The organism is Fodinicola feengrottensis (assembly GCF_039530045.1).
Taxonomy (GTDB): Bacteria; Actinomycetota; Actinomycetes; order Mycobacteriales; family HKI-0501; genus Fodinicola; species Fodinicola feengrottensis.
The window spans coordinates 493885-515431 of sequence record NZ_BAAANY010000001.1; the positions used below are offsets into that span (position 1 = coordinate 493885).

Here is a 21547-nt window from a genome sequence, read left to right on the forward strand (position 1 = left end):
TGCGGCCAACAACTCAGTCCGTCTGGGCGCGCCAGGCGGACGTGTTGGGGCGGGTCGGTTTCTTCTTGGTTGGCGTCCTGGGGGCTGGCGTCGACTTGGCGGCGGTCTTCTTGGCCGGGGCCGTCGTCGTGGTTTTCTTGGCGGCCGTGGTCTTCTTCGCGGCAGCGGTCTTCTTCGCAGCCGTGGCCTTGGCCGCCGGAGCTTTCGCGGCCGTCTTCTTGGCAGCGGTTGCCTTGGCAGGGGCCTTCTTCGCGGCGGCCTTGCGAGTGGTCTTCTTTACCGGACCGCGGGCTCGCCGGTCGGCGAGCAGCTCGGAAGCGCGCTCGTCGGTGATGGTCGCGATCTCGTCGCCCTTGCGCAGGCTCGCGTTCGTCTCGCCGTCGGTGACGTACGGGCCGAAGCGGCCTTCCTTGATGACCATCGGCTGCTTGCTGGCGACGTCCTCGCCGAGCTCACGCAGCGGCGGCTTGGCAGCGGCACGGCCACGTGCCTTGGGCTGCGCGAGGACGGTCAGCGCCTCGGGCAACGTGATGCTGAACAGCTCGGCCTCGCTGCCGATCGAGCGAGACTCCTTGCCGGCCTTGATGTACGGGCCGTAGCGGCCGTTCTGCGCGGTGATCTCCTCGCCGCCCTCGGTGAAACCGAGCACCCGCGGCAACGACAGCAGCTTCAGGGCGTCCTCGAGCGTCACCGTGTCCGGCGCCATCGAGGCGAAGAGGCTGCCGGTACGCGGCTTGGACTCGTCGCCCTCAGGCAGCACCTCGGTCACGTACGGCCCGTAGCGGCCGGCCTTCACGACGACCTCGTGGCCGCTCTCCGGGTCGGTGCCCAGCGTTCGCCCGTCGGTGGGCGTGGACAGCAGTTCGGCGACTTTCTCCGGCGTCAGCTCGTCCGGCACGATGTCCTCGGGCAGTGACACCCGGTCGCCCTCGTCGCCGCCGGCCTGGATGTACGGGCCGTAGCGACCGACCCGGACGACGACGTCCCGGTCCTGCTCGTCCTTGAAGAGCGGGATGGAGTTGACCCCGCGGGCGTCGATCTCGCCGAGGTTCTCGGCGACCATCTTCTGCAGCCCGCCGGCCCGCGCCACGCCACCTTCGATACCGTCCGCGGCACCGAAGTAGAACCGGGTCAGCCAGTCCACTCGGCGCCGGTCGCCGGACGCGATCTTGTCCAGATCCTCCTCGACACTGGCCGTGAAGCCATAGTCGACGAGCCGCCCGAAATGCAGCTCGAGCAGCTGGTTCACCGCGAAGGCAATGAAGGACGGGATCAGCGCGGCGCCCTTTTTCCACACATAGCCGCGGTCCTGGATGGTCTGCATGATCGACGCGTACGTCGACGGCCGGCCGATGCCCAGCTCTTCCATCGCCTTCACCAGGCTGGCCTCGGTGTAGCGGGCCGGCGGCTGGGTGGTGTGCGAGCGGGCGTTCAGGTGGCTCGCGTCCAGCCGGTCGCCCTTGGTCAGCGTTGGCAGCCGCCGCTCGGCGTCGTCGGACTCGTCGGTCGCGCCCTCGTCCCGAGACTCCACGTACGCACGGAGGAACCCGGGATCGGTGATGGTCTTGCCCGAGGCGGCGAAGTCGGCCACCTCACCGGAGGTCGACGTACCGGACATCCGTACGGACAGGCTGCGCCCCACCGCGTCGGTCATCTGGCTCGCGATGGTCCGCTTCCAGATCAGCTCGTACAGCTGGAACTCGTCCTTCTCCAGCCGGCTGGCCAACGCGCCAGGAGTCTGGAAGGCGTCGCCGGACGGCCGGATCGCCTCGTGTGCCTCCTGCGCGTTCTTGACCTTCTTCGCGTAGCGGCGCGGCTCGGCCGGCACATACCGGTCGCCGTAGAGCTCGCGGACCTGCGTACGCGCCGCGTTGATGGCCGTCTCGGACAGGTTCGTCGAGTCGGTACGCATATAGGTGATGTAGCCGTTTTCGTACAGCCGCTGGGCGATCCGCATCACCTGCGCGGCCGACCAGCGCAGCTTGCGACCGGCTTCCTGCTGCAGCGTGGAGGTCATGAAGGGGGCGTACGGGCGGCGCCTGTACGGCTTCTCCTCGACCCGGGTGACGGCGAACGGCACCCCGTCCAGGCGGGCCGCGAGGCCGGACGCGCCGGCCTCGTCCAGATGGATCACGCCGGAGGCGGCCTTGCCGGTGGCCGCGTCGAAGTCCTTGCCGGTGGCGATCCGGTCGCCGCCGAGCGCGATCAGGTTCGCGTTGAACGAGCGCGGGTCGTCCTGCGGGGCGCCGTCGGCCAGCTCGGTAACGGTGAACGTGCCCTCGATGTCCGCGTATGTGGCGGCGTGGAAGGCCATCCGGGCCTTTTCCCGCTGCACCACGATCCGGGTGGCCACCGACTGCACGCGGCCCGCCGACAGCTTCGGCATGACCTTCTTCCACAGCACCGGCGAGACCTCGTAGCCGTACAACCGGTCCAGGATCCGCCGGGTCTCCTGCGCGTCCACCAGATCGGTGTCCAGCTCGCGCGGGTTAGCCGCGGCGGCTTCGATGGCCGACCGGGTGATCTCGTGGAACACCATCCGGCGGACCGGCACGGTGGGCTTGAGGGTCTCGACCAGGTGCCAGGCGATCGCCTCGCCCTCACGGTCCTCATCTGTTGCGAGGTAGACCTCGCTGGCCGTCTTCAGCGCCTCTTTGAGCTTGGCGACCTGCTGCTTGCGGTCGGGACTGACCACGTACAGCGGCTCAAAGCCGTGGTCCACGTCGACGCCGAGGCGGGCCCAGGCCTCGCCCTTGTACTTGACTGGTACGTCGGCGGCGTTGCGCGGCAGGTCGCGGATGTGCCCGATGCTGGCCTCGACGATGTAGTCAGAGCCCAGGTAGCCGGCGATCGTCTTGGCCTTGGCCGGCGACTCGACGATCACCAGGCGGGGTCCGACGCCAGCGGCCCTCGCGCGTGCGTTCTTGCGCGGCGGGCTGGGCTTGTCGGCGGCTGGCACGGCTCTCCTTATTACTAGCGGTTCTAACGTCAGTGTGGTGGCTCAATGCTCTTACAGTGCGTAACACGACCGTTCGGCCGGGAGTGTGAACCTGTCCGCACCCAAAAAGCAAACGTAACCCGGCCGCCCAGTTGTTCGCAGCACAGGTGTCCAGCACCACACGTCGACCGCCTACCAGGCCTCTGACCTGCGGTTATTTCCGTTTCGACGGCACTGGCGGGGCCTTGGGACAGCCGAAAAACTTCTGCTCAGCCGGGCTGGCAGAAAGGTGGCACCCGCAGCCCACTCACCCGTTCTGTGGGCAGCCTACCTGGCTGGCCGAGCGTACGAGCAACCGTGACCACTCAACGTAATCGTCCCCATCCTCTGCGTGCCGGCCGCAATGCCGCCAAAAGCAGAAACGTGCGCCTTGGCGGACGCACGTTTCTGTTTCGGAGACGCGATAGTGAGCGGGAGGATTTACTCCTCCGTCTCCTCTTCGCCCTCTTCGCGCTGGACGAAGGTCTGGGCGGTCGGGTCTTCCTCCTCCTCGCCCTCCTCACGCTGGACGAAGGTCTGCACCTCGGCCGAATGATCGTGGTCAGAGCCGTCGGCGCAGCGCTGCACGGCCGGCCCGGAGGCGCCGACATCGGCGGTCGGCGAGGGGCCGGACATCACTCGATCGGCGTTCGCGACCGCGTCCCGCTCGAACCGGTCGCCCGGGTCGCTGACCTGGATACCGCCGCCCGCGTCGGTGCCGTCCACCGGACCGCTCCGCTGCTGGACGACGTGCGTCAGCTCATGCGCCAGCATGTGCTTGCCGGTGTCCGAGCCCGGGTCGTACTTGTCGCGCTGGAAAACGATGTTCGAGCCGACCGTGTACGCGTGCGCGTTCACCGCCTGCGCGGACTCGTGGGCGGCGCTGTCGCTGTGCACTCGTACGTCACTGAAGTCGGCGCCCAGCCGGCCTTCCATGTCCGTGCGAGTGTCGTCATCCAGCGCCGAACCACCGCCGGAGTTGACCACGTCATGCACCGGCGAACGCTCTTCCTCCATCAGCGCCCCGGTGGCGGCGTTGCCGGCCGCCCGCTGCAGTCCGAGCATGCCGGCGGGGCCAAGCACGTCCGTACGGCCGGCGGCCGCGGCCTTGCCGAGCATCCCCGGGTTCTCGGTCAGTTCCTCGCGTTCGACCCGATCGCCCTTGGGCCGGAAGCTCTGTTCGAAGTCGTTCTCCTGGCCATGCCCGCGCATTTGTCGCTCCTGCCGATAAAGAGTCGTCCAATTGATGGTGCCGCCGCCGTCAAGGCCGGACAAGGGCCGTGGCGTATCGATAAGGGCACCGCGCCTTGCCTTAACGGGCAATCGGTCCGATATCTGTAGAGTCCCAGCGTGGCCTTCAGTTTCGGTACGGTCCTGAGCATCGCCGCCGCGCTGCCGGCGACCGCGATCGGCCAGGTCCAGCAGGCGTGGAACTCCAGTGACCTGCCGGCCCGGATCGACCCGGCCGGGCTCGGCGACGGGCTGGCCGAGCTGGGTCGCGCGATCGGCCGGGAGCCCGCACTGTTGGCCCGGGTGGTCACCGAGGCGGCCGGCGACAGCGTCCGGCTCACCATCGTGGCCGCGCTGCGGGCGATCGGGATGGAGTTGGAAGAGGAAATCGAGTACGACCGCGACGATCCGCGATTCGCCGACCCGGCCTGGCTGCACAATCCGTGGTATTTCCACTGGGCACAACAACATTCGGCCGGCGTACGACATTTGCGTCAACTCGTCGTCGAATCCGATCTGGACGGTGCCGGCCGCGCCAAGGCGACGCTCGCGGTCGAGCAAATCGCCAACGCGTTGGCGCCGTCGAACTTCCCGGCGAGCAACCCGACCGCGGCCAAGGAAGCCTTCGACACCGGCGGCGCGAGCATCCTGCGCGGCGGCCGCAACGTCGTACGAGACGCCATGTCCAACAGCGGCAGGCCGCTGCAGGTGGACCGTTCGGCCTACGCGCTTGGCCAGCATTTGGCCCTCACTCCGGGCCGGGTGGTGTTCCGGAACCGGTTGGCCGAAGTCATTCAGTACGAGCCGCGTACCGACAAGTCATATGCCACGCCAATGATTTTCGTGCCGCCGTGGATAAACAAATATTATCTCTTTGATTTGCATCCCGGACGCAGCCTGATCGACTGGGCTGTCCACTATGGACACACGAGTTTCGCGATCAGCTATCGGAATCCGGACGAGTCGGTCGGCACGATCACGCTGGACGACTATCTCACCGAAGGCCCGGTCGCGGCGATGGCCGCGGTCGCCGACATCACCGGTTCAGCGGCGGTGAACCTCACCGGTTTCGGCCTCGGCGGCACGATGGCCGCCGTCGCGGCGGCCTGGCAGGCCGGCAGCGACGGGCCGCGGGTGGAGTCGCTGACGCTGCTCAACAGCCTGCTCGACTTCACCGACCCGGGCCCGCTCGGGCTGGCCGCCGACGCCGCCGCGCTGGCCCGGCTGGAACGGCTCGGACAGGCCGCCGGCGGCCGTGGCCTGGTGCCCGGCGGCACCGTCGCGGCCACCTTCGACGCGGTCCGGGCGCACCCGTTGATGTGGCGCTACCTGGTGAATGACTGGATGCTTGGCCGGGAACCGCCGGCCTCCCAGGTGATGAGCTGGAACGCCGACGTGACGCGGGTGCCCGCGCTGGCGCTGGCCAGCTTCGTACGCACCTTCTATCTGGACAACCGGTTCGCCACCGGCGGCCTCGCCCTCGGCGGCCGGTCGCTGTCCCTGTCGGCGGTCAAGGCCGGCGCGTACGTGGTGGCCGGCCGCACCGACCAGCTGACCCCGTGGCAGTCCGCGTACGCGAGCGCCCGCCACCTGTGCGGTCCCACTCGCTTCATCCTCGCCGACGGCGGCCACGTGGGCAGTGTGCTGGCCGCCCCGGGTCGCCCCACCAGCCACCTCGCCGGCGATGGTCCGCTGCCCGCATCGGCCGACGCCTGGCTGCCCGGCGCGCAGGAGGTGCCCGGCAGCTGGTGGTCGGACTGGATCACGTGGTTGTCCACTCGCTCCGGCAAACTTCGCCGCCCACCCAGCGTCGGCAACCACAACCACCGCATCCTCGCCGATGCCCCCGGCCGGTACGTCTGGCAACGCTGACCCCGTCGCGATGGCAGAGTGATCGACATGACCTCAGCGATCGACCGCCCGCTGGATGAGTTGCGCGGCTACCGACCCAAACTCGACGTTCCGAGTGACCTGGCCGAGTTCTGGAGCGGCACTCTCGCGCAGGCCCGCTCGTACGCCCTGGATGCCACCTTCACGCCGGTCGAGTCGGCGTTGCGGCTGGTCGACGTCTTCGACGTACGCTTCGCCGGCTACGCGGGGCAGCCGATCGCCGGCTGGCTGGTGCTGCCGCGGCAGCGCAGTGGACCGCTGCCGTGCATCGTCCAATACGTGGGTTATGGCGGCGGGCGTGGGCTGCCGCATCAGGCTTTGACGTGGGCGGCCTTCGGGTACGCGCATTTCGTGATGGACACCCGCGGCCAGGGCTCCCAATGGTCGACTGGAGTCACCCCGGATGTGCCGCCGGCGGGCGCCACTCCGCACGTGCCCGGATTCCTGACGCTCGGGCTGCCGGACCGGGACAACTACTACTACCGCCGGGTCTATACGGACGCCGTACGCGCGATTGAGGCGGCCGCCAGTCACCCGGCGGTGGACACCGACCGGATCGTGTCGTGCGGCGGCAGTCAGGGCGGCGGCTTGGCGCTCGCGGCCGGCGCGCTCGCCGACGGGGTCGCGGCAGTCCTCGCCGACGTACCGTTCCTCTGCCATTTTCGGCGGTCCGCCGAACTGGCCGTCGACGGCCCCTACCCGGAGCTCGTTCAGTGGTGCCACACCCACCGGCAGCTCGCCGACCGGGCTTTCGAGGCGCTGGCGTATTTCGACGGCGCGGTGCTCGCCCAGCAGGCCCGTCCACCGGCGCTCTTCTCGGTCGCGATGCGCGACCCGATCTGCCCGCCGTCCTCGGTTTTCGCGGCGTACAACCACTATGCCGGCGACGCCGACATCAGCGTCTGGGAGTGGAACGAACACGAAGGCGGCGGCGAGGACCAGATCCTCGACCAGATTCAGTGGCTCGCCACCCACCACCTCGCCGCGCCACAGTAGCCGCCCGACACGCCGAAGCGGCGCAAAACTGTCGTACCTGTGCTGTTTTCTAGCCCCCTCCCTTTGAACGGGCGGGGGGTGGGTTTGAGGACCGACGTCCAACTAAAAATTCAGCCCTTGCCTCTCGACCCACCCCCCACCCGTCACTGGGTGGGGGTGATTTTTCGGCGTGGGTACGACAGTTTCGCGCCACACCCTATGTAGGGCTGCGAGTTACTTGCACTCCGTGACCGAGTCGAAAGCTTTCTGCAGCTGGTCGGAAGACACGTTGCTGAAGCCGGCGGAGTTCTGGCCGTTCTCCGTCGTCAACTGCTGTCCGACCGCCACCACGCCGGCATAGAACGCGTTCTTGTTCGAGGTGGACAGTGCGGCCGTACGGGTAGCGGCATGCGCGAAAGCGTTCCGGGCGGTGGTGAGCGCCGCGGTGAACTGCTGCGCGACCTGTGCGCCATTGTCGGCGTCCGGGATGCCGGCGGCCTGCACCTGCCCCAACGCCCGGTTCGACGCGTCGCGGGCACCGCCGTAGAGCGTCAGCAGGTCTGCCTTGGTCTGCGTCGGACTGGACCCGGAGGTGATCTTCTGCTGCGCCGCCGAAACCGCCGCGTTGATCGACGTGGACCACGGTTTGACCGCCACGCAGATCTTCGACGCCCACTCGTCCGGCGGCACCTTGTCGCTGGCGCAGGCAGCCAGTACGAGCACGCAGAAGACAGCGAGCGGGGCCAGCAGCCGGGTTGTCCCCGGCCGCTGGCCCCGCTCGTACGTCAACAGCAACTAACTAGGCGGCTTTGCCCGCGGGCGCCTGCTCGGCGGCCGCGGCTTCGTCGCCACCGACCGAGATCCCCCGACGCTTGCTGATCACGACCGCGACCACGATGATCAGCGCGGCCACGATGGCGATCGTGTAGCGGACCGCCGGGTTGGCGCTGGTGCCCAACGAGAAGCTGACGATGGCCGGCGCGATCAACAGCGAGACCAGGTTCATCACCTTGATCAGCGGGTTGATCGACGGGCCGGCGGTGTCCTTGAACGGGTCACCGACGGTGTCGCCGATGATGGTCGCCTCGTGCGCCGGCGAACCCTTGCCGCCCCACGCACCGTCCTCGACCATCTTCTTCGCGTTGTCCCACGCCCCACCGGAGTTGGCCAGCAGGATCGCCATCAGCACACCGGTGGCGATGGCACCGGCCAGGTACGCGCCGAGCGCACCCACACCGAGGCCGAAGCCGACCGCGATCGGCGCCAGCACCGCGAGCAGACCCGGCGTCGCGAGCTCACGCAGCGAGTCCTTGGTGCAGATGTCGACGACCTTGCCGTACTCCGGCTTGGTCGTACCCTCCATGATCCCGGGGATGTCCCGGAACTGCCGCCGCACCTCGAAGACGATGGCGCCGGCCGCCCGGGTCACCGCGTTGATCGCGAGACCGGAGAACAGGAACACCACCGCGGCACCGAGGATCAGGCCGACCAGGTTTTCCGGGTTCGCGACGTTCAGGATGCCCTGATACGCCACGTCCGCGGCCTGAACACCGGCCGGCACAGCGGCCTTGACCGCGTCGCTGAAGGCACCGAACAGGGCCGTCGCGGCCAGTACGGCGGTCGCGATCGCGATGCCCTTGGTGATCGCCTTGGTGGTGTTGCCGACCGCGTCCAGATCGGTCAGCACCCGGGCGCCGGCCTCGTCGATGTCACCGGACATCTCGGCGATGCCCTGCGCGTTGTCCGAGATCGGGCCGAAGGTGTCCATCGCGACGATGACGCCGACGGTGGTCAGCAGACCCGTACCAGCCAGCGAGATGGCGAACAGGCCGAGCACGATCGAGCCGCCACCGAGCAGGTACGCGCCGAAGACGGCGGCACCGATGACAACGGCCGTGTAAACCGCGGACTCCAGGCCGAGCGTGAAGCCGGAGAGCACGACGGTCGCGGGACCGGTCAGCGCGGTCTTGCCCACGTCCTGCACCGGCTTGCCACCAACCTCGGTGAAGTAGCCGGTGAGCTGCTGGATCACGACCGCGAGCACGATGCCGATGATGACGGCGACCAGCGCGATGATGCGCGGGTCACGGTCGCCGGCGGCCTGCAGCACCTCGGCCGAGACGCCCTGCAGCGCGGAAATCTTGTTCGGGATGTACGCGAACACCGCGATGGCGCAGAGCAACGCGGAGATCCCCGCGGAGATGAAGAACGCGCGGTTGATCGCGGTCATGCCGCTCTTGTCGCTCGGCCGCAGCCGGGTGAGGAAGACGCCGATGATCGCGGTGATCACGCCGATGCCCGGCACGATCAGCGGGAAGACCAGGCCCTGCGCACCGAAGGCGGCGCCACCCAGGATCAGCGCGGCGACCAGGGTCACCGCGTACGACTCGAAGAGGTCCGCGGCCATACCGGCGCAGTCACCCACGTTGTCACCGACGTTGTCGGCGATGGTGGCGGCGTTACGCGGGTCGTCCTCCGGGATGCCCTTCTCAACCTTGCCGACCAGGTCGGCGCCGACGTCAGCGGCCTTGGTGAAGATGCCGCCGCCGACTCGGATGAACATCGCGAGCAGCGCGGCGCCGAAACCGAAGCCTTCCAGCACCTTGGGGGCGTCACCCTGGTAGATGAACACCACCAGCGCGGCACCGAACAGTCCCAGACCCACGGTCATGAAGCCGACGACGCCACCGGTCTTGAAGGCGATGCCCATGGCGGTCGCCGAGCCGTTGGCCTTGCGGGCCGCGGCCGCAACGCGCACGTTCGCGCGGGTGGCCATGCCCATGCCGGCGTACGCGATGACACCGGAGAAGACGGCGCCAACCACGAAGAACACCGAGCGGCCGATCCGGATCCCGATGGTGTCGGCCGGCAGCAGCGACAGCAGGATCAGCGCGAGCACCCCGAAGATGCTCAGCGTCTTGAACTGCCGGTTGAGGAACGCTGCCGCGCCCTCCTGAACACCGGCTGCGATCTCCTGCATCTTGGTGGTGCCGGTGTCGTTCTTGAGCACGACCCGAACCAAACCGGCAGAAGAAGCTAGTGCGATGAGTGCGATGACGGCCACGATGACCACGTAGGTCAGGTTGCCGCCGGTGAGGTCCACCTTCGCCCCCTCGGCGAGGTAGGTCCCATTCCCGGGCATGCGTCCTCCTGTACGAACATTCTCGGACGCGCCGCCCGGCCGCCGCCGGGGCAGGCGCGAGAAAGCGCCACCCTCATCGTTGAGGGCACGCAGACTCGCGGAGTCTAGGCGAAACGTCCCACTGCCAGGCACCTGGGGTCAGCGTCCAGGGGTGTTCGTCACTCCGTAGAACTACGCCCGCCACCTGCGAGGTTGCCGCCTCGGCCGGGTCGTCGGCGAAAGAATCGATTCAGCACGCTCGTGTCGGTCCGATGGACTGACGACGCCGGCGGTTACCGTCAGCCCCATGCAGCTGGTCTCCTTGCCGGGCGTTGACATTGCCGACCTTGAGGCGGAAATTGGCAGCGCCTCGTTCGACAGAGGCCTGCGGTACGCACGGAACAACAGGGTCGTGGCCATGCAATGGGACGACACCCAGAACGTCCTCTTTGGCCAGGTGATCGGAAGTGGCCAGAACCTATACCAGACAACGGCGTCCTTCATACCGGCCGCCGGGAAACCGGAGCTGGTCCTGGGCGGCAGCAGCTGCAGCTGTCCGATCGGGATGGACTGCAAGCACGTCGCCGCCCTGGTGTTGCGGGCCGCGGCCGACGAGTTCACCGGTCACCACCCACCTCGGCCGCGTCCAGCCAGCCGAACCCGGCCAGCAAAATCCGCTGCGTGGGAGAAATCCCTGACATCCCTGCTCGAACCTGGAACGCGCTCCACCGACGGCGACCCGACGACAAGTCCACTGGCCATCGAGCTGCACCTGCCCGCACCTGCCCCCACCCGGTCGGCGCGGTTCCCGGCCGACGAGCCCGCATCCAGAGTGCTGGCCCGACTGGTCAAACCAGGCCGGAACGGCTGGGTCGTCGGCAACCTAACTTGGGCGACGCTGAGTACCCGGTACTACTACCGAGAGCACCCCGCTGACCAAATGCGGGTGCTGCAGGAGATCTACTCCCTGTCCAGGTCGCGGGACGCCTCGGGCTATTACTCGTACGGCAACGAGACCAGCATTGACCTCTCCAAGTTCGACAGCCGCCAGTTGTGGCCGTTGCTGGACGAGGCCGCGGCGCTGGGCGTCCGGCTCGTGCATCGCAAGAAGCAACTCGGCGATATCGATCCGTACGGTTCCGCCGACCTTTGCCTGGATGTCACCCGTGAGGGCGACCTCGGATCATTCACGGTGGCGCCAGTCCTACGGATCGAGAATTCCACCGTCGACGTGCTTCCGGTGGCGTTTGTCGGCGCCGACGGCCACGGCCTCGTGTACGTCGACAGCACCGAACCTTCGCGTACCGACCAGCGACAGGACTGGCAGCTCGGGTTGGCCAGACTTGTCCAGGAAGTGCCGCCGCAACTACAGCGAATGGCCCTGTCCGCCGAGCACTTGCGCATCGAGTCCGCTGACCTCTCGCGATTTGACACCGAATACTTCCCGCGGCTGCGACACGTGGCGGCGGTGATCTCGTCCGACGCGTCGTACACACCACCGGCGATCCCCGAGCCGAAGCTGGTCATGCGCGCGTCCTATCGCACCGGCAATGACCTGGAGGTCGACTGGGAATGGACGTACGAGGTCGGCGACTCGCAGCTGCGTACGCCTTTGCGCCCCACTCTGGAGGCAGGCTACCGGGATCTCGATCAAGAGCGAGCAGTGCTCGCCGACCTTCCGTTCGACCTGCTCGGACCGGTTGGCTCGGATCAGGTCCGAACCGAGGCTGGGCGGCCGCTGGCGCCCGGAGGACGGCTCGCCGGTCTGGACACCATGCGGTTCACCACCGAAGTGTTGCCGCTGCTGGCTGACCACCCCACAGTCGCGGTGGAGATCAGCGGAGAGCCGCTGGACTACCGCGAGGCTGGTGACTCGCTGTCCATCGGGGTATCGACCAACTCGATCGCCGGCGACCAGGACTGGTTCGGCCTCGGCGTTAATGTGACCGTCGCCGGACAGCGAGTCCCCTTCGTGACGTTGTTCACGGCATTGGCCGCTGGTGAATCCCATCTGGTGCTACCTGACGGTGTCTATTTCTCTCTGGAAAAACCCGCGCTCCAGGCATTGCGCAGGCTGATCGAGGAAGCTCGGGCCCTCCAAGACTCAGCCGGCGGCCCCCTCAGGATCAGTCGCTTCCAGGTCGGGTTGTGGGACGAGCTGGCAGCGCTCGGCGTGGTCGACCGGCAGGCCAGAGCCTGGAAAAAGCAGCTCGAGGCGCTCCGCTCGGTGGGCACGGTCGACTTGACCGAACCCCCGTCGACGCTCCAGGCCACCCTTCGCCCGTACCAGCTGGAAGGGTTTCGCTGGCTGGCGTTCCTCTGGAAGTTCAAGCTGGGCGGCATCCTCGCCGACGACATGGGTCTTGGTAAGACACTGCAAGCGCTGGCGTTGATCTGCCACGCGAAGCAGGTCGATTCCAAGATGCCACCATTTCTGATCGTCGCGCCGACCAGCGTCGTATCGAACTGGGTGAGCGAGTCGGCACGCTTTGCTCCCGGTCTGAACGTGGTGGCTGTCACGGACACCATGAAACGTCGCGGCCAGACCTTGAACGAGGTCGTCGGCAACGCCGACGTAGTGGTCACCACATACACCCTGTTTCGGCTCGACAACGACGCGTACTCCGAGCAGGCATGGTCGGGGCTGCTGCTCGACGAGGCGCAGTTCACCAAAAACCACCATTCCAAAATCCACCAATGCGCACGGCGGCTTCCTGCGGCGTTCAAACTCTGCATTACCGGTACGCCGATGGAAAACAACCTGATGGAGCTGTGGTCGCTGCTGTCGATCTCGGCTCCTGGGCTGTTCCCGAATCCGACTCGATTTGAGTATTACTACGCGCGCCCGATCGAAAAACAAACCGACACCGGGTTGCTTGAGCAACTCCGTCAGCGCATCAAGCCGCTGGTCAAGCGCCGTACCAAGGAACAGGTCGCCGCCGATCTTCCGGCGAAACAGGAGCAGGTTCTGGAGGTTGACCTGCATCCACGCCATCGGAAGGTCTATCAGACTCACCTGCAACGGGAACGCCAAAAAATCCTCGGCCTGGTGGACGACCTGAACCGAAACAGGTTCACCATCTTCCGATCATTGACGCTGCTACGGCAGCTCAGCCTGCACGGCGCGTTGGTCGACGACAAACATCACAGCCTTCCGTGCGCGAAAATCGACGCCTTGCTTGAGCAGCTCCAGGACGTGATTGACGGCGGTCATCGAGCGCTTGTCTTCAGTCAGTTCACCGGTTTTCTCGACATCGTGCGGCAGCGCTTGGATGCTGAAGGCATTGACTACTGTTATCTCGACGGAAAAACCAGAAATCGTCCCACCGTCCTCAAGCAGTTCAAGGACGGATCCGTTCCGGTCTTTCTGATCAGTCTCAAGGCCGGCGGCTTCGGCCTGAACCTGACCGAGGCGGACTACTGTTTCCTGCTCGACCCCTGGTGGAATCCGGCAACCGAAGCGCAGGCCGTGGACCGTACCCATCGCATTGGGCAGACCCGGAACGTCATGGTGTATCGCCTGATAGCCAAGGACACCATCGAGGAGAAAGTGATGGCGCTGAAAGCAAAAAAGGCGAAGCTGTTCGCCAGCGTGATGGATGACGGCAACATGTTCGGCACCGGCTTGGATGCGGACGACATCCGCGAACTCTTCAGCTGACTGGCTTTCCTGTCGGTGCGTACGCCTCAATCAGCCGGCCAGCTCAGCGTCGGCAGACGAGTCAGGTGAGGTGTCGGCCGCGGCGAGCCACGAGCAGATGCCGTCGACCGCGTCGACACAGCTGCCGCAACCAGTGGTCGCGCGAGTGGCCGTGGCCAGTCTCTCGACGGTACGAGCACCGGACTGCCAGGCATGGACGAGCTGCCGCTTGGTGACCCGGTTGCAGCGACAGATCTCGGCGGCCGCCGGCAGCCGGGAAGGCCCGCCCGCGGCGACGCCCTCCGGCGGCAACGCACGGCCGAGCAGGAACCCCATCCGGTCGGACGGCGCTGGCGTACCCCGCACAAAATGCTGCGTGATCGCCGCCCCGGCATCGGGCAGCCCGAGAATCGCCGCGCCGACCACCTTGTCGCCATCGAGCGACAGCCGGGCGTACCGGCCCCGCCGCGCATCGCAGAAGGAAAGCTCCTCGCCGCCGGTGAACGACCCGAGCGACACCAGGTCGATCCCGTGCGCCTTGAGTCGGGTGACACTCGGCGTACCGACATAGCGCGCGCCAGGATCCGCCCCGGTCAGCAGGTCCGCGAGCACCTCCGCCTGATCCCAGCCGGGCTGTACGAGACCGGGGACCGCGCCCTGAAACTCGGCGCAGTCGCCGATCGCGAAGATGCCCGGCCGGCTGGTGGCAAGCCGGTCGTCGACCACCACACCAACATTCACCTCGACGCTGGCTGCCCGAGCGAGCGCGGTCTCAGGGACCACCCCGGCCGTGACCACCAAAGCGTCCGCCGGCAACAGCTCGCCGTCGTCCAGGAGAAGCCCGTCGCCGGGTCGCCACCCAGTGGCCCGCCGTCCGAAGCAGAGGCCGACCCCCAACCGGCTGAGCATCGACGCGACCACCGAACCGCCGGCGGCGTCGAGCTGCCGGTCCATCGGTACGGCCGCTGGATGGACGACCGTCACTCGTACGCCCCGCTCCGCGAGCGCGCAGGCGACCTCGACGCCCAGTACGCCGCCGCCAAGTACCGCGACCGACACATCGGCCAGCGACCGGATGCGCCGGCAGTCGTCCAGATCGCGAAAAGCTGACACACCTTCACCGTCCAGCCCCTGGACGCTCGGCAGCCGCGGCACACTGCCGGTCGCGAGCACCAGATCGTCGTACGGCAACACAGATCCGTCGCTGAGTTCGATCTTGCGCGCATCCGCATCAATGCCTTCCACGCGTACGCCGAGCCGGAGATCCACCCGATGGCGGAAAGCCCAGCCAGCGTCGTGGGTGAGCACTCGGCTCTCCTCAAATCCGCCACTGAGCAGCGAGGACAGCAGGATTCGGTTGTACGCGGGATACGGCTCCGCACCGATGACGGTGAGCCGGACACGCCGGCCGTCCCGGCGCCGGATCTCCTCCGCCAACCGCGCGCCGACCATGCCGTAACCGGCGATCACCACATGCCGAGTCATCGGATCGGCTCCAGCCGGACCGCGCACACCTTGAACTCCGGCATCCGGCTGACCGGGTCGAGCGCCGGGTTGGTCACCAGGTTGGCCGACTGCCGGCCCGGAAAATGGAACGGCAGAAAGACCGTGTCCAGCCGCATCGACGGCACGCACCGAACCCGGGCGAGCGTTCGGCCGCGCCGGGACACCACGTCGGTCAGCGCTCCGTCGGCCAGCCCGGACCGTTCGGCGGTGTCGGGGTGAACGTCGACGAACTGCTCTCCGGTGGTGTCCATAAGTTCGGCGACCCGGCGAGTCTGCGCACCGGACTGGTAGTGCTCCAGCAGCCGCCCGGTGGTGGCGTAGAGCGGGAAGGTCCGGTCCACCGGCTCGGCCGGTCCAACGGCCTCGACCGGCACGAACCGGGCCAGCCCGTCGGGATGCGCGAAGCGGTCCAGGAACAGCCGGGGCGTGCCTGGATGGTCAACGGTCGGGCAGGGCCAGTGCAGTCCGCCGGTCCGCTCAGCCGCGTCCAGCCGCTCGTACGTGATGCCCGCGTAGTCAGCGGGTCCGCCGGCCGACGCCGCCCGCAGCTCTTCGAAGACCTCCCGCGGATCGGCCGGGAAGCGATCGGCCGGCTGCCCGAGGTGCCGCGCCAGCCCAGACAGCACCTCCAGATCCGTACGCACGCCATCAGGCGGCGGGAGCGCACGTCGGCGGCGCAGCACGCGACCTTCCAGGTTCGTCAGCGTGCCTTCTTCTTCGGCGAACTGGGCGACCGGGAACACCACGTCCGCCATCGCGGCCGTCTCGGACAGCACCACATCGGCCACCACCAGCAGCCGCAAGGCCGCCAGCCGCTCCCGGATATGGCCGACATTTGGCGCGCTGACCGCGATGTTCGACCCAAATACCAGCAGACTCTGCGGTCCTTCGGGCGTACCCAGGGCGTCCAGCAGCTCGTACGCCGACCGGCCCGGCCCGGGCAAACTGTCCGGGTCCACACCCCACACGCCTGCCACGTGAGCGCGCGCGGCCGGATCGGTGAGCTTTCGGTAGCCGGGCAGCTGATCGGCCTTCTGCCCGTGCTCGCGGCCGCCCTGGCCGTTGCCCTGCCCGGTCAGCGTGCCAAAACCGGACCCGGCCCGGCCGGGCAGCCCGAGCGCGAGCGCCAGGTTGATAAACGCCTGGACGGTGTCCGTCCCGCTCGCGTGCTGCTCAATTCCACGCGCTGTCAGCAGGTACGCGCGGTCAGCGCAGGCGAGCAGCGAGACGACCGTACGGATGTCCGCGGCGGCTACCCCGGTGACCCGCTCGGCCCGCTCCGGCCACCAACTGGCGGCCAGCCGCCACATGTCGTCGAAACCGCTCGTACGAGTGTCCACATAGGATTTTTCCAGCCAGCCGTCGGTCACCGCCGCATGCACCATTCCCAGCGCCAGCGCCAAATCCGTACCCGGCGCGGGCTGCAAATGCCATCCGCCGGCCGCCACCGCCTGCCCGGCGGTCGCGGATCGGCGCGGATCAATGACAATCTGGACGGCACCCCGCAAATGCCCGACAAACGGCGGCATTGTCTCGGCCACATTCGCGCCGGCCAGCAGCACCACTTCGGCATTGTCCAGGTCCGTCACCGGAAAGGGCAGGCCGCGGTCGAGCCCGAAGGCGCGGGTACCGGCCGCCGCTGCCGACGACATGCAAAACCGGCCGTTGTAGTCGATTTGCGAGGTTCCCAACGCCACTCGCGCGAACTTTCCCAACGCGTAAGCCTTTTCGTTCGTCAGGCCGCCACCGCCGAAAACGCCGACCGCGTCCGGACCGAAAACCCGCCGCAACCTGATCAGTTCACTGGCTACCCGATGCAGCGCCGCTTCCCAAGTCACTGGTCGCAACGGACAGCCCTTGCGTTCTCGCATCAACGGCGTCCGCAGCCGGTCGGCCGTACCGGACAACAATTCCGCCGACGTCCACCCTTTCTTGCACAGTCCGCCGCGATTGGTCGGAAACTCCCGCGGCTCTACGGCCGGGTCCACGCCGCCGGTGCGTACGGTCAAACCGCACTGCAGGGCGCAGTACGGGCAGTGGGTGGCCGTGCTTGCTGGCATCGACTCTCCCTCCGCCGGCTCGGGGTTCCGATTCCAGCAGCGGTTTCTTGCGGTTGTGTAACGCCCCGTTTCGGGCCGGAGAAATCCACCTCACGCCGACCGTGTCACAGCGCGAAACCGGCAATGTTTCCGCTGCGTAATCACCTGTCTACGAGCCGGAAAACGGTCGCTGCTGTGCTCGGCTGACTGTCCCGAGAGCGGAGGCCCGGCCATGAGCGCACCGGAAACCAGCATCTACCAGGCGATCGGCGGCGATCCGGCGCTGGTCGCGGTCGTCGACGACTTCTACGCCCGAGTGATGGCCGACCCGAAGCTGGCCGGCTTTTTCGCCGGCATCAACTTGAAGCGGCTGAAGGGCATGCAGGTGGAGTTCTTCGCCGCCGCCCTCGGCGGCCCACTCCCGTACGCCGGCCGCTCGATGAGCGACGCCCACACCGGCCGCGGGATCAGCATGGAGCATTTCAATATGGTGGCCGGCCACCTCGGCGACTCACTGGCCGCCGCCGGCGTCCCGGACCACATCAACGGCCAGATCATCGGAGCCATCGCACCGCTGGCCGACGACATCGTGGCCAAGCACGTCATCGTTTTCTGACGTCGTATCGCAGGAGCGGCCACATCCGCTGAAAGACAAAAAGGCTTAAAGCGGCCAAGTCATCTTGACGCTGGTGCCGCGGCCGCCAAACCCGGTGCCGACTTCGAGGTCGTCGACGAGGCCGGCGATCAGGGCCAGCCCGACGCCGGCCACGATCACCTCCTCGGACAGGTCCGCGCCGTTGACAGCGGTTTCCTGCTGCGCGATCTCCACTGGGTCCGGCGCCTGCGCGTCGCCGGTCAGACCCAGGTCGCCTGGCTGCAGCCCGGTGTCGGCGGTGTCGGTGACGACCACGGTGAACTGCGGAGCGTCCTGCAGATCCAGCACGACCGGATCGGTGTTGTGGTGCTGCTGGTGCAGCCCAACGGCGCGAGAGCAGGCTTCGCCGACGGCGAGCCGGATCTCGTCCAGCACCGGTTCCTCCAAGCCGCTGCGCCGCGCCACGGCCACGGCGACGAGGCGCGCGGTGCGTACGTGCGCAGCGGTCGGAGAGATCTCCAGCCGTACCGTTGCCATCAGAGCTTTTCCACCGTCAGTCGACCTGGGCGCGCCTAGTCGGCGGCCACTGCTTCGGTCACCGACGCGTAGATGGGGAACAGGTTCTCCAAGCCGGTGATCCGGAAAATCTTCAGGATCCGGTCCTGGGTGCACACCAACCGCAGCGAACCGCCCTGCGCGTTGACACGCGTACGCGCGCCGACCAGCACGCCGAGGCCAGTGGAGTCCAGAAACTCCACCCGCTCCATGTCCACCACGATCTGGGTGCGTCCAGCGCCGACCAGCTCGATCAGCTTCTCCCGCAACCGCGGCGCGGTGTACACGTCGATTTCGCCGCCGACCTCGACGATGGTGCGCGCACCCTCCACTCGGGTGGCTAGCTTCAACTCCACCTCGCTACCTCCCCGCCAGGCGCCATGTCCGGTAATGGATTCTGCCTTACCGGCTCTGCCGCTTCGCCGACGCGTACCCATCGAACGGCAGAATCCAACCATGGCGGGGCCCTGTCGGGCGATGCGTATCCCGTAATCACTTGCCAACGAAATTTCGCGTCACCCGGATCCGACACAGTTGATCATGCCTGATTCGTCGCGATCGCACTGGTAAACCGCATGATTGGTGGATTTTCCCCGGACTGGCAGGCAATCGGCGCCTCTTCCGCCCAGTGGCCGCGGACTCAGAACGTCGGTGCCGCGTGGCAGTCTCATTCGGGTGACCGCCATCGGATCCCGCTCACCGGCCGAGCTGCTGGCCGGCCTGCGTGGCCGCCGGCATGCCACCGATCCGGTCACCCACGTCGAACACCTCGCGGCCCGGCAAGGGACCTACGTGGACTGGCCGGCATGGGCGCCGGCCGAAGTCGTGGACGCTTTCGTACGGGCCGGCGTGCGGCGGCCTTGGGCGCACCAGATCGCCGCCGCGCAAAGCGCCTGGGACGGCGACTCGGTGATCATCGCGACCGGGACGGCGTCCGGGAAGTCGCTGGCCTATCAGCTGCCCGTCCTGACCAAGCTGCTCGCCGACCCGCGGGCGACCGCGCTCTACCTGACGCCGACCAAGGCACTCGCGGCCGACCAGCTGCGGGCCATCACCGGTCTGGAGCTCCCGGGCGTACGAGCCGCGGGTTATGACGGCGACACGCCGACCGACGAGCGCGACTGGGTGCGGGCGCATTCGCGTTTCGTCTTCAGCAACCCGGACATGATCCACCGGAGCCTGCTGCCGGGGCACACCCGATGGCAGTCGTTCCTGCGCCGGTTGACCTTCGTGGTGGTCGACGAATGCCATTCGTATCGCGGAGTTTTCGGCTCTCACGTGGCCGCTGTGCTGCGCCGGTTGCGCCGGGTCTGCGCCCGCTATGGCAGCGAACCGGTCTTCATCTGCGCCTCGGCCACCGTTTCCGAGCCGGCGGTGTCCGCTCAGCGGCTGACCGGGCTGCCGGCGGTCGCGGTCACCGACGACGCCTCGCCGCGCGGGGCCACCACCTTCGTGCTCTGGGAGCCGCCGCTGGGCGCGGCCGACGGCGAGAACGGCGCGCCGGTCCGGCGGGCCGCGGTCGCGGAGGTCTCCGACCTGCTCACCGATCTGGTGCTGGCCGGGTCGCGGACGCTCGCGTTCGTACGGTCCCGCCGATCTGCCGAGATGGTCGCGATGTCCACCCAGCGCTCGCTGTCCGAGGTGGCGCCGGAGTTGGCCGGCAAGGTCGCGGCGTACCGAGCGGGCTACCTGTCCGACGAGCGGCGGGCCATCGAGCGCGCCTTGCGGTCGGGTGAGCTGCTCGGAGTGGCCGCGACCAATGCGCTGGAGTTGGGCGTGGACGTGACCGGGCTAGACGCCGTGCTGCTGGCCGGCTATCCGGGCCGGTTGGCCTCGCTGTGGCAGCAGGCCGGCCGAGCCGGGCGAGCCGGCCGGGACGCGCTCGCGGTGCTGGTCGCCCGCGACGACCCGCTGGACACCTACCTGGTCCATCACCCCGAGGCGATCTTCGGCCGGCCGGTCGAGGCGACGGTGCTGGACCCCACCAATCCGTACGTTTTGGGCCCACAGCTGTGTTGCGCGGCCGCCGAACTGCCGCTGACCAAGGCCGACGTGGAGCTTTTCGGCGGCGACCCGGCCGAGCACGTGCTGGCCGCCCTGGTGGAGGCCGGGCTGCTGCGGACCCGGCCCACCGGGTGGTATTGGACCTCACGGCAGCGTCCCGACGCCGACATCCGGGGCACCGGCGGCGAGCCGGTGGTGGTCGTCGAGGCCGGCACCGGCCGGCTGCTGGGCACGGTCGACGCGGGAGCCTCGCACAGCACTGTGCACCAGGGCGCGGTCTACATCCACCGGGGCGAGGTCTACCTGGTCGACGAGTTCGACCTGGAGGAGTCCACCGCGCTCGTACACGCCGAGGACCCGGACTGGACCACCCACGCCCGTGACATCACCGACGTGGCGATGGTCGAAAAGCTGGTGGAAAGCGAATACGGCCCGGTCACCCTCGGCCTTGCCATCGTCGACGTGACCAGCCAAGTCGTCTCGTACCTTCGGCGCCGGCTGCCGGGCGGTGAGGTGCTGGACGAGACGCCACTGGACCTGCCCGAGCGCCAGCTGCGGACCGTCGCGGTCTACTACACGGTCGACCCGGCGGCGATGACCGCCGCTGGCCTGGTCGAGCGGCACTTCCCCGGCGCGCTGCATGCTGCCGAGCACGCCGCGATCGGGCTGCTGCCGCTGGTCGCCAGCTGCGACCGGTGGGACATCGGCGGACTGTCCACCGCCGCCCACCCGGACACCGGCCTGCCCACCGTCTTCGTCTACGACGGGCATCAGGGCGGTGCCGGTTTCGCCGAGCGTGGCTACACCGCCGCCGAGCACTGGCTGCGCGCGACCCGCGAGGCGATCCTGTCCTGCGGCTGCGATGTCGGCTGCCCGTCCTGCGTCCAGTCGCCCAAATGCGGCAACGGCAACGAACCACTGGACAAGGCCGGCGCTGTCGCCCTGCTGACCCTCATCCTCGACGCACTCCCCGGCTAGCCGCGCGGGTGACGTTTCCGGGGCGAAATGCGGCTAT

13 protein-coding genes are annotated in these 21547 nt (G+C 67.9%); 5 read left to right on the forward strand and 8 right to left on the reverse strand.

The window, feature by feature from the left end; genetic code table 11:
- Positions 1 to 13: 13 nt before the first annotated feature.
- Positions 14 to 2884, reverse strand: a complete 2871-nt coding sequence (gene topA, locus ABD301_RS02370; RefSeq protein ID WP_344306722.1) for a type I DNA topoisomerase — start codon at positions 2882 to 2884, stop codon at positions 14 to 16.
- 534 nt (positions 2885 to 3418) lie between these two features.
- On the reverse strand, positions 3419 to 4189 hold the full coding sequence (locus ABD301_RS02375) for an eCIS core domain-containing protein (RefSeq protein ID WP_344306656.1): 771 nt from the start codon (positions 4187 to 4189) through the stop codon (positions 3419 to 3421).
- Between the two features lie 138 nt (positions 4190 to 4327).
- On the opposite strand from ABD301_RS02375, the gene ABD301_RS02380 reads away from it, so the two are divergent.
- Both ABD301_RS02380 and ABD301_RS02385 read left to right on the forward strand, forming a co-directional pair.
- The gene (locus tag ABD301_RS02380; protein WP_344306658.1) at positions 4328 to 6079 is read left to right on the forward strand and encodes a PHA/PHB synthase family protein; all 1752 of its coding nucleotides are present in this window, start codon (positions 4328 to 4330) and stop codon (positions 6077 to 6079) included.
- A 27-nt stretch (positions 6080 to 6106) separates the two neighbouring features.
- Entirely contained in the window at positions 6107 to 7093 is a 987-nt protein-coding gene (locus ABD301_RS02385; RefSeq protein WP_344306660.1) for an acetylxylan esterase, read from the forward strand.
- Between the two features lie 213 nt (positions 7094 to 7306).
- On the opposite strand, the gene ABD301_RS02390 is transcribed toward ABD301_RS02385, so the two are convergent.
- Positions 7307 to 7861, reverse strand: a complete 555-nt coding sequence (locus tag ABD301_RS02390) for a hypothetical protein (RefSeq protein WP_163568139.1) — start codon at positions 7859 to 7861, stop codon at positions 7307 to 7309.
- A 10-nt stretch (positions 7862 to 7871) separates the two neighbouring features.
- Positions 7872 to 10214 carry a sodium-translocating pyrophosphatase gene (locus ABD301_RS02395; protein ID WP_344306663.1) on the reverse strand — a complete coding sequence of 781 codons (2343 nt, stop codon included), beginning with the start codon at positions 10212 to 10214 and terminating at the stop codon, positions 7872 to 7874.
- 286 nt (positions 10215 to 10500) lie between these two features.
- On the opposite strand from ABD301_RS02395, the gene ABD301_RS02400 reads away from it, so the two are divergent.
- The gene (locus tag ABD301_RS02400; protein ID WP_344306666.1) at positions 10501 to 13854 is read left to right on the forward strand and encodes a DEAD/DEAH box helicase; all 3354 of its coding nucleotides are present in this window, start codon (positions 10501 to 10503) and stop codon (positions 13852 to 13854) included.
- 30 nt (positions 13855 to 13884) lie between these two features.
- On the opposite strand, the gene ABD301_RS02405 is transcribed toward ABD301_RS02400, so the two are convergent.
- Both ABD301_RS02405 and ABD301_RS02410 read right to left on the reverse strand, forming a co-directional pair.
- Positions 13885 to 15318, reverse strand: a complete 1434-nt coding sequence (locus ABD301_RS02405; protein WP_344306668.1) for an FAD-dependent oxidoreductase — start codon at positions 15316 to 15318, stop codon at positions 13885 to 13887.
- Complete coding sequence (locus ABD301_RS02410) at positions 15315 to 17399, reverse strand: molybdopterin oxidoreductase family protein (protein WP_344306670.1); 2085 nt, start codon at positions 17397 to 17399, stop codon at positions 15315 to 15317. The genes ABD301_RS02405 and ABD301_RS02410 overlap by 4 nt, the downstream gene beginning before the upstream one ends.
- 211 nt (positions 17400 to 17610) lie before the next feature.
- Here ABD301_RS02410 and ABD301_RS02415 point away from each other — a divergent pair, with 211 nt between their 5' ends.
- Positions 17611 to 17994, forward strand: a complete 384-nt coding sequence (locus ABD301_RS02415) for a group I truncated hemoglobin (RefSeq protein ID WP_163568142.1) — start codon at positions 17611 to 17613, stop codon at positions 17992 to 17994.
- Between the two features lie 45 nt (positions 17995 to 18039).
- On the opposite strand, the gene ABD301_RS02420 is transcribed toward ABD301_RS02415, so the two are convergent.
- Both ABD301_RS02420 and ABD301_RS02425 read right to left on the reverse strand, forming a co-directional pair.
- Positions 18040 to 18510 (reverse strand): ATP-binding protein, encoded by a 471-nt coding sequence (locus tag ABD301_RS02420; protein ID WP_344306673.1) that lies wholly within the window; start codon positions 18508 to 18510, stop codon positions 18040 to 18042.
- A gap of 35 nt (positions 18511 to 18545) precedes the next feature.
- Positions 18546 to 18884, reverse strand: coding sequence for an anti-sigma factor antagonist (locus tag ABD301_RS02425; RefSeq protein ID WP_163568143.1), 339 nt, complete (start codon positions 18882 to 18884; stop codon positions 18546 to 18548).
- Positions 18885 to 19203: 319 nt separating this feature from the next.
- Here ABD301_RS02425 and ABD301_RS02430 point away from each other — a divergent pair, with 319 nt between their 5' ends.
- A complete protein-coding gene (locus ABD301_RS02430; protein WP_344306675.1) occupies positions 19204 to 21510 on the forward strand; it encodes a DEAD/DEAH box helicase in 2307 nt (768 codons plus the stop codon).
- The last annotated feature ends 37 nt before the right edge of the window (positions 21511 to 21547 follow it).

Coding starts and splice junctions, on each gene's coding strand:
- ABD301_RS02400 (WP_344306666.1), top strand. CDS start 10,501: ATGCAGCTGGTCTCCTTGCCGGGCGTTGACATTGCCGACCTTGAGGCG.
- ABD301_RS02420 (WP_344306673.1), bottom strand. CDS start 18,510: ATGGCAACGGTACGGCTGGAGATCTCTCCGACCGCTGCGCACGTACGC.
- ABD301_RS02375 (WP_344306656.1), bottom strand. CDS start 4,189: ATGCGCGGGCATGGCCAGGAGAACGACTTCGAACAGAGCTTCCGGCCC.
- ABD301_RS02385 (WP_344306660.1), top strand. CDS start 6,107: ATGACCTCAGCGATCGACCGCCCGCTGGATGAGTTGCGCGGCTACCGA.
- ABD301_RS02415 (WP_163568142.1), top strand. CDS start 17,611: ATGAGCGCACCGGAAACCAGCATCTACCAGGCGATCGGCGGCGATCCG.
- ABD301_RS02410 (WP_344306670.1), bottom strand. CDS start 17,399: ATGCCAGCAAGCACGGCCACCCACTGCCCGTACTGCGCCCTGCAGTGC.
- ABD301_RS02405 (WP_344306668.1), bottom strand. CDS start 15,318: ATGACTCGGCATGTGGTGATCGCCGGTTACGGCATGGTCGGCGCGCGG.
- ABD301_RS02395 (WP_344306663.1), bottom strand. CDS start 10,214: ATGCCCGGGAATGGGACCTACCTCGCCGAGGGGGCGAAGGTGGACCTC.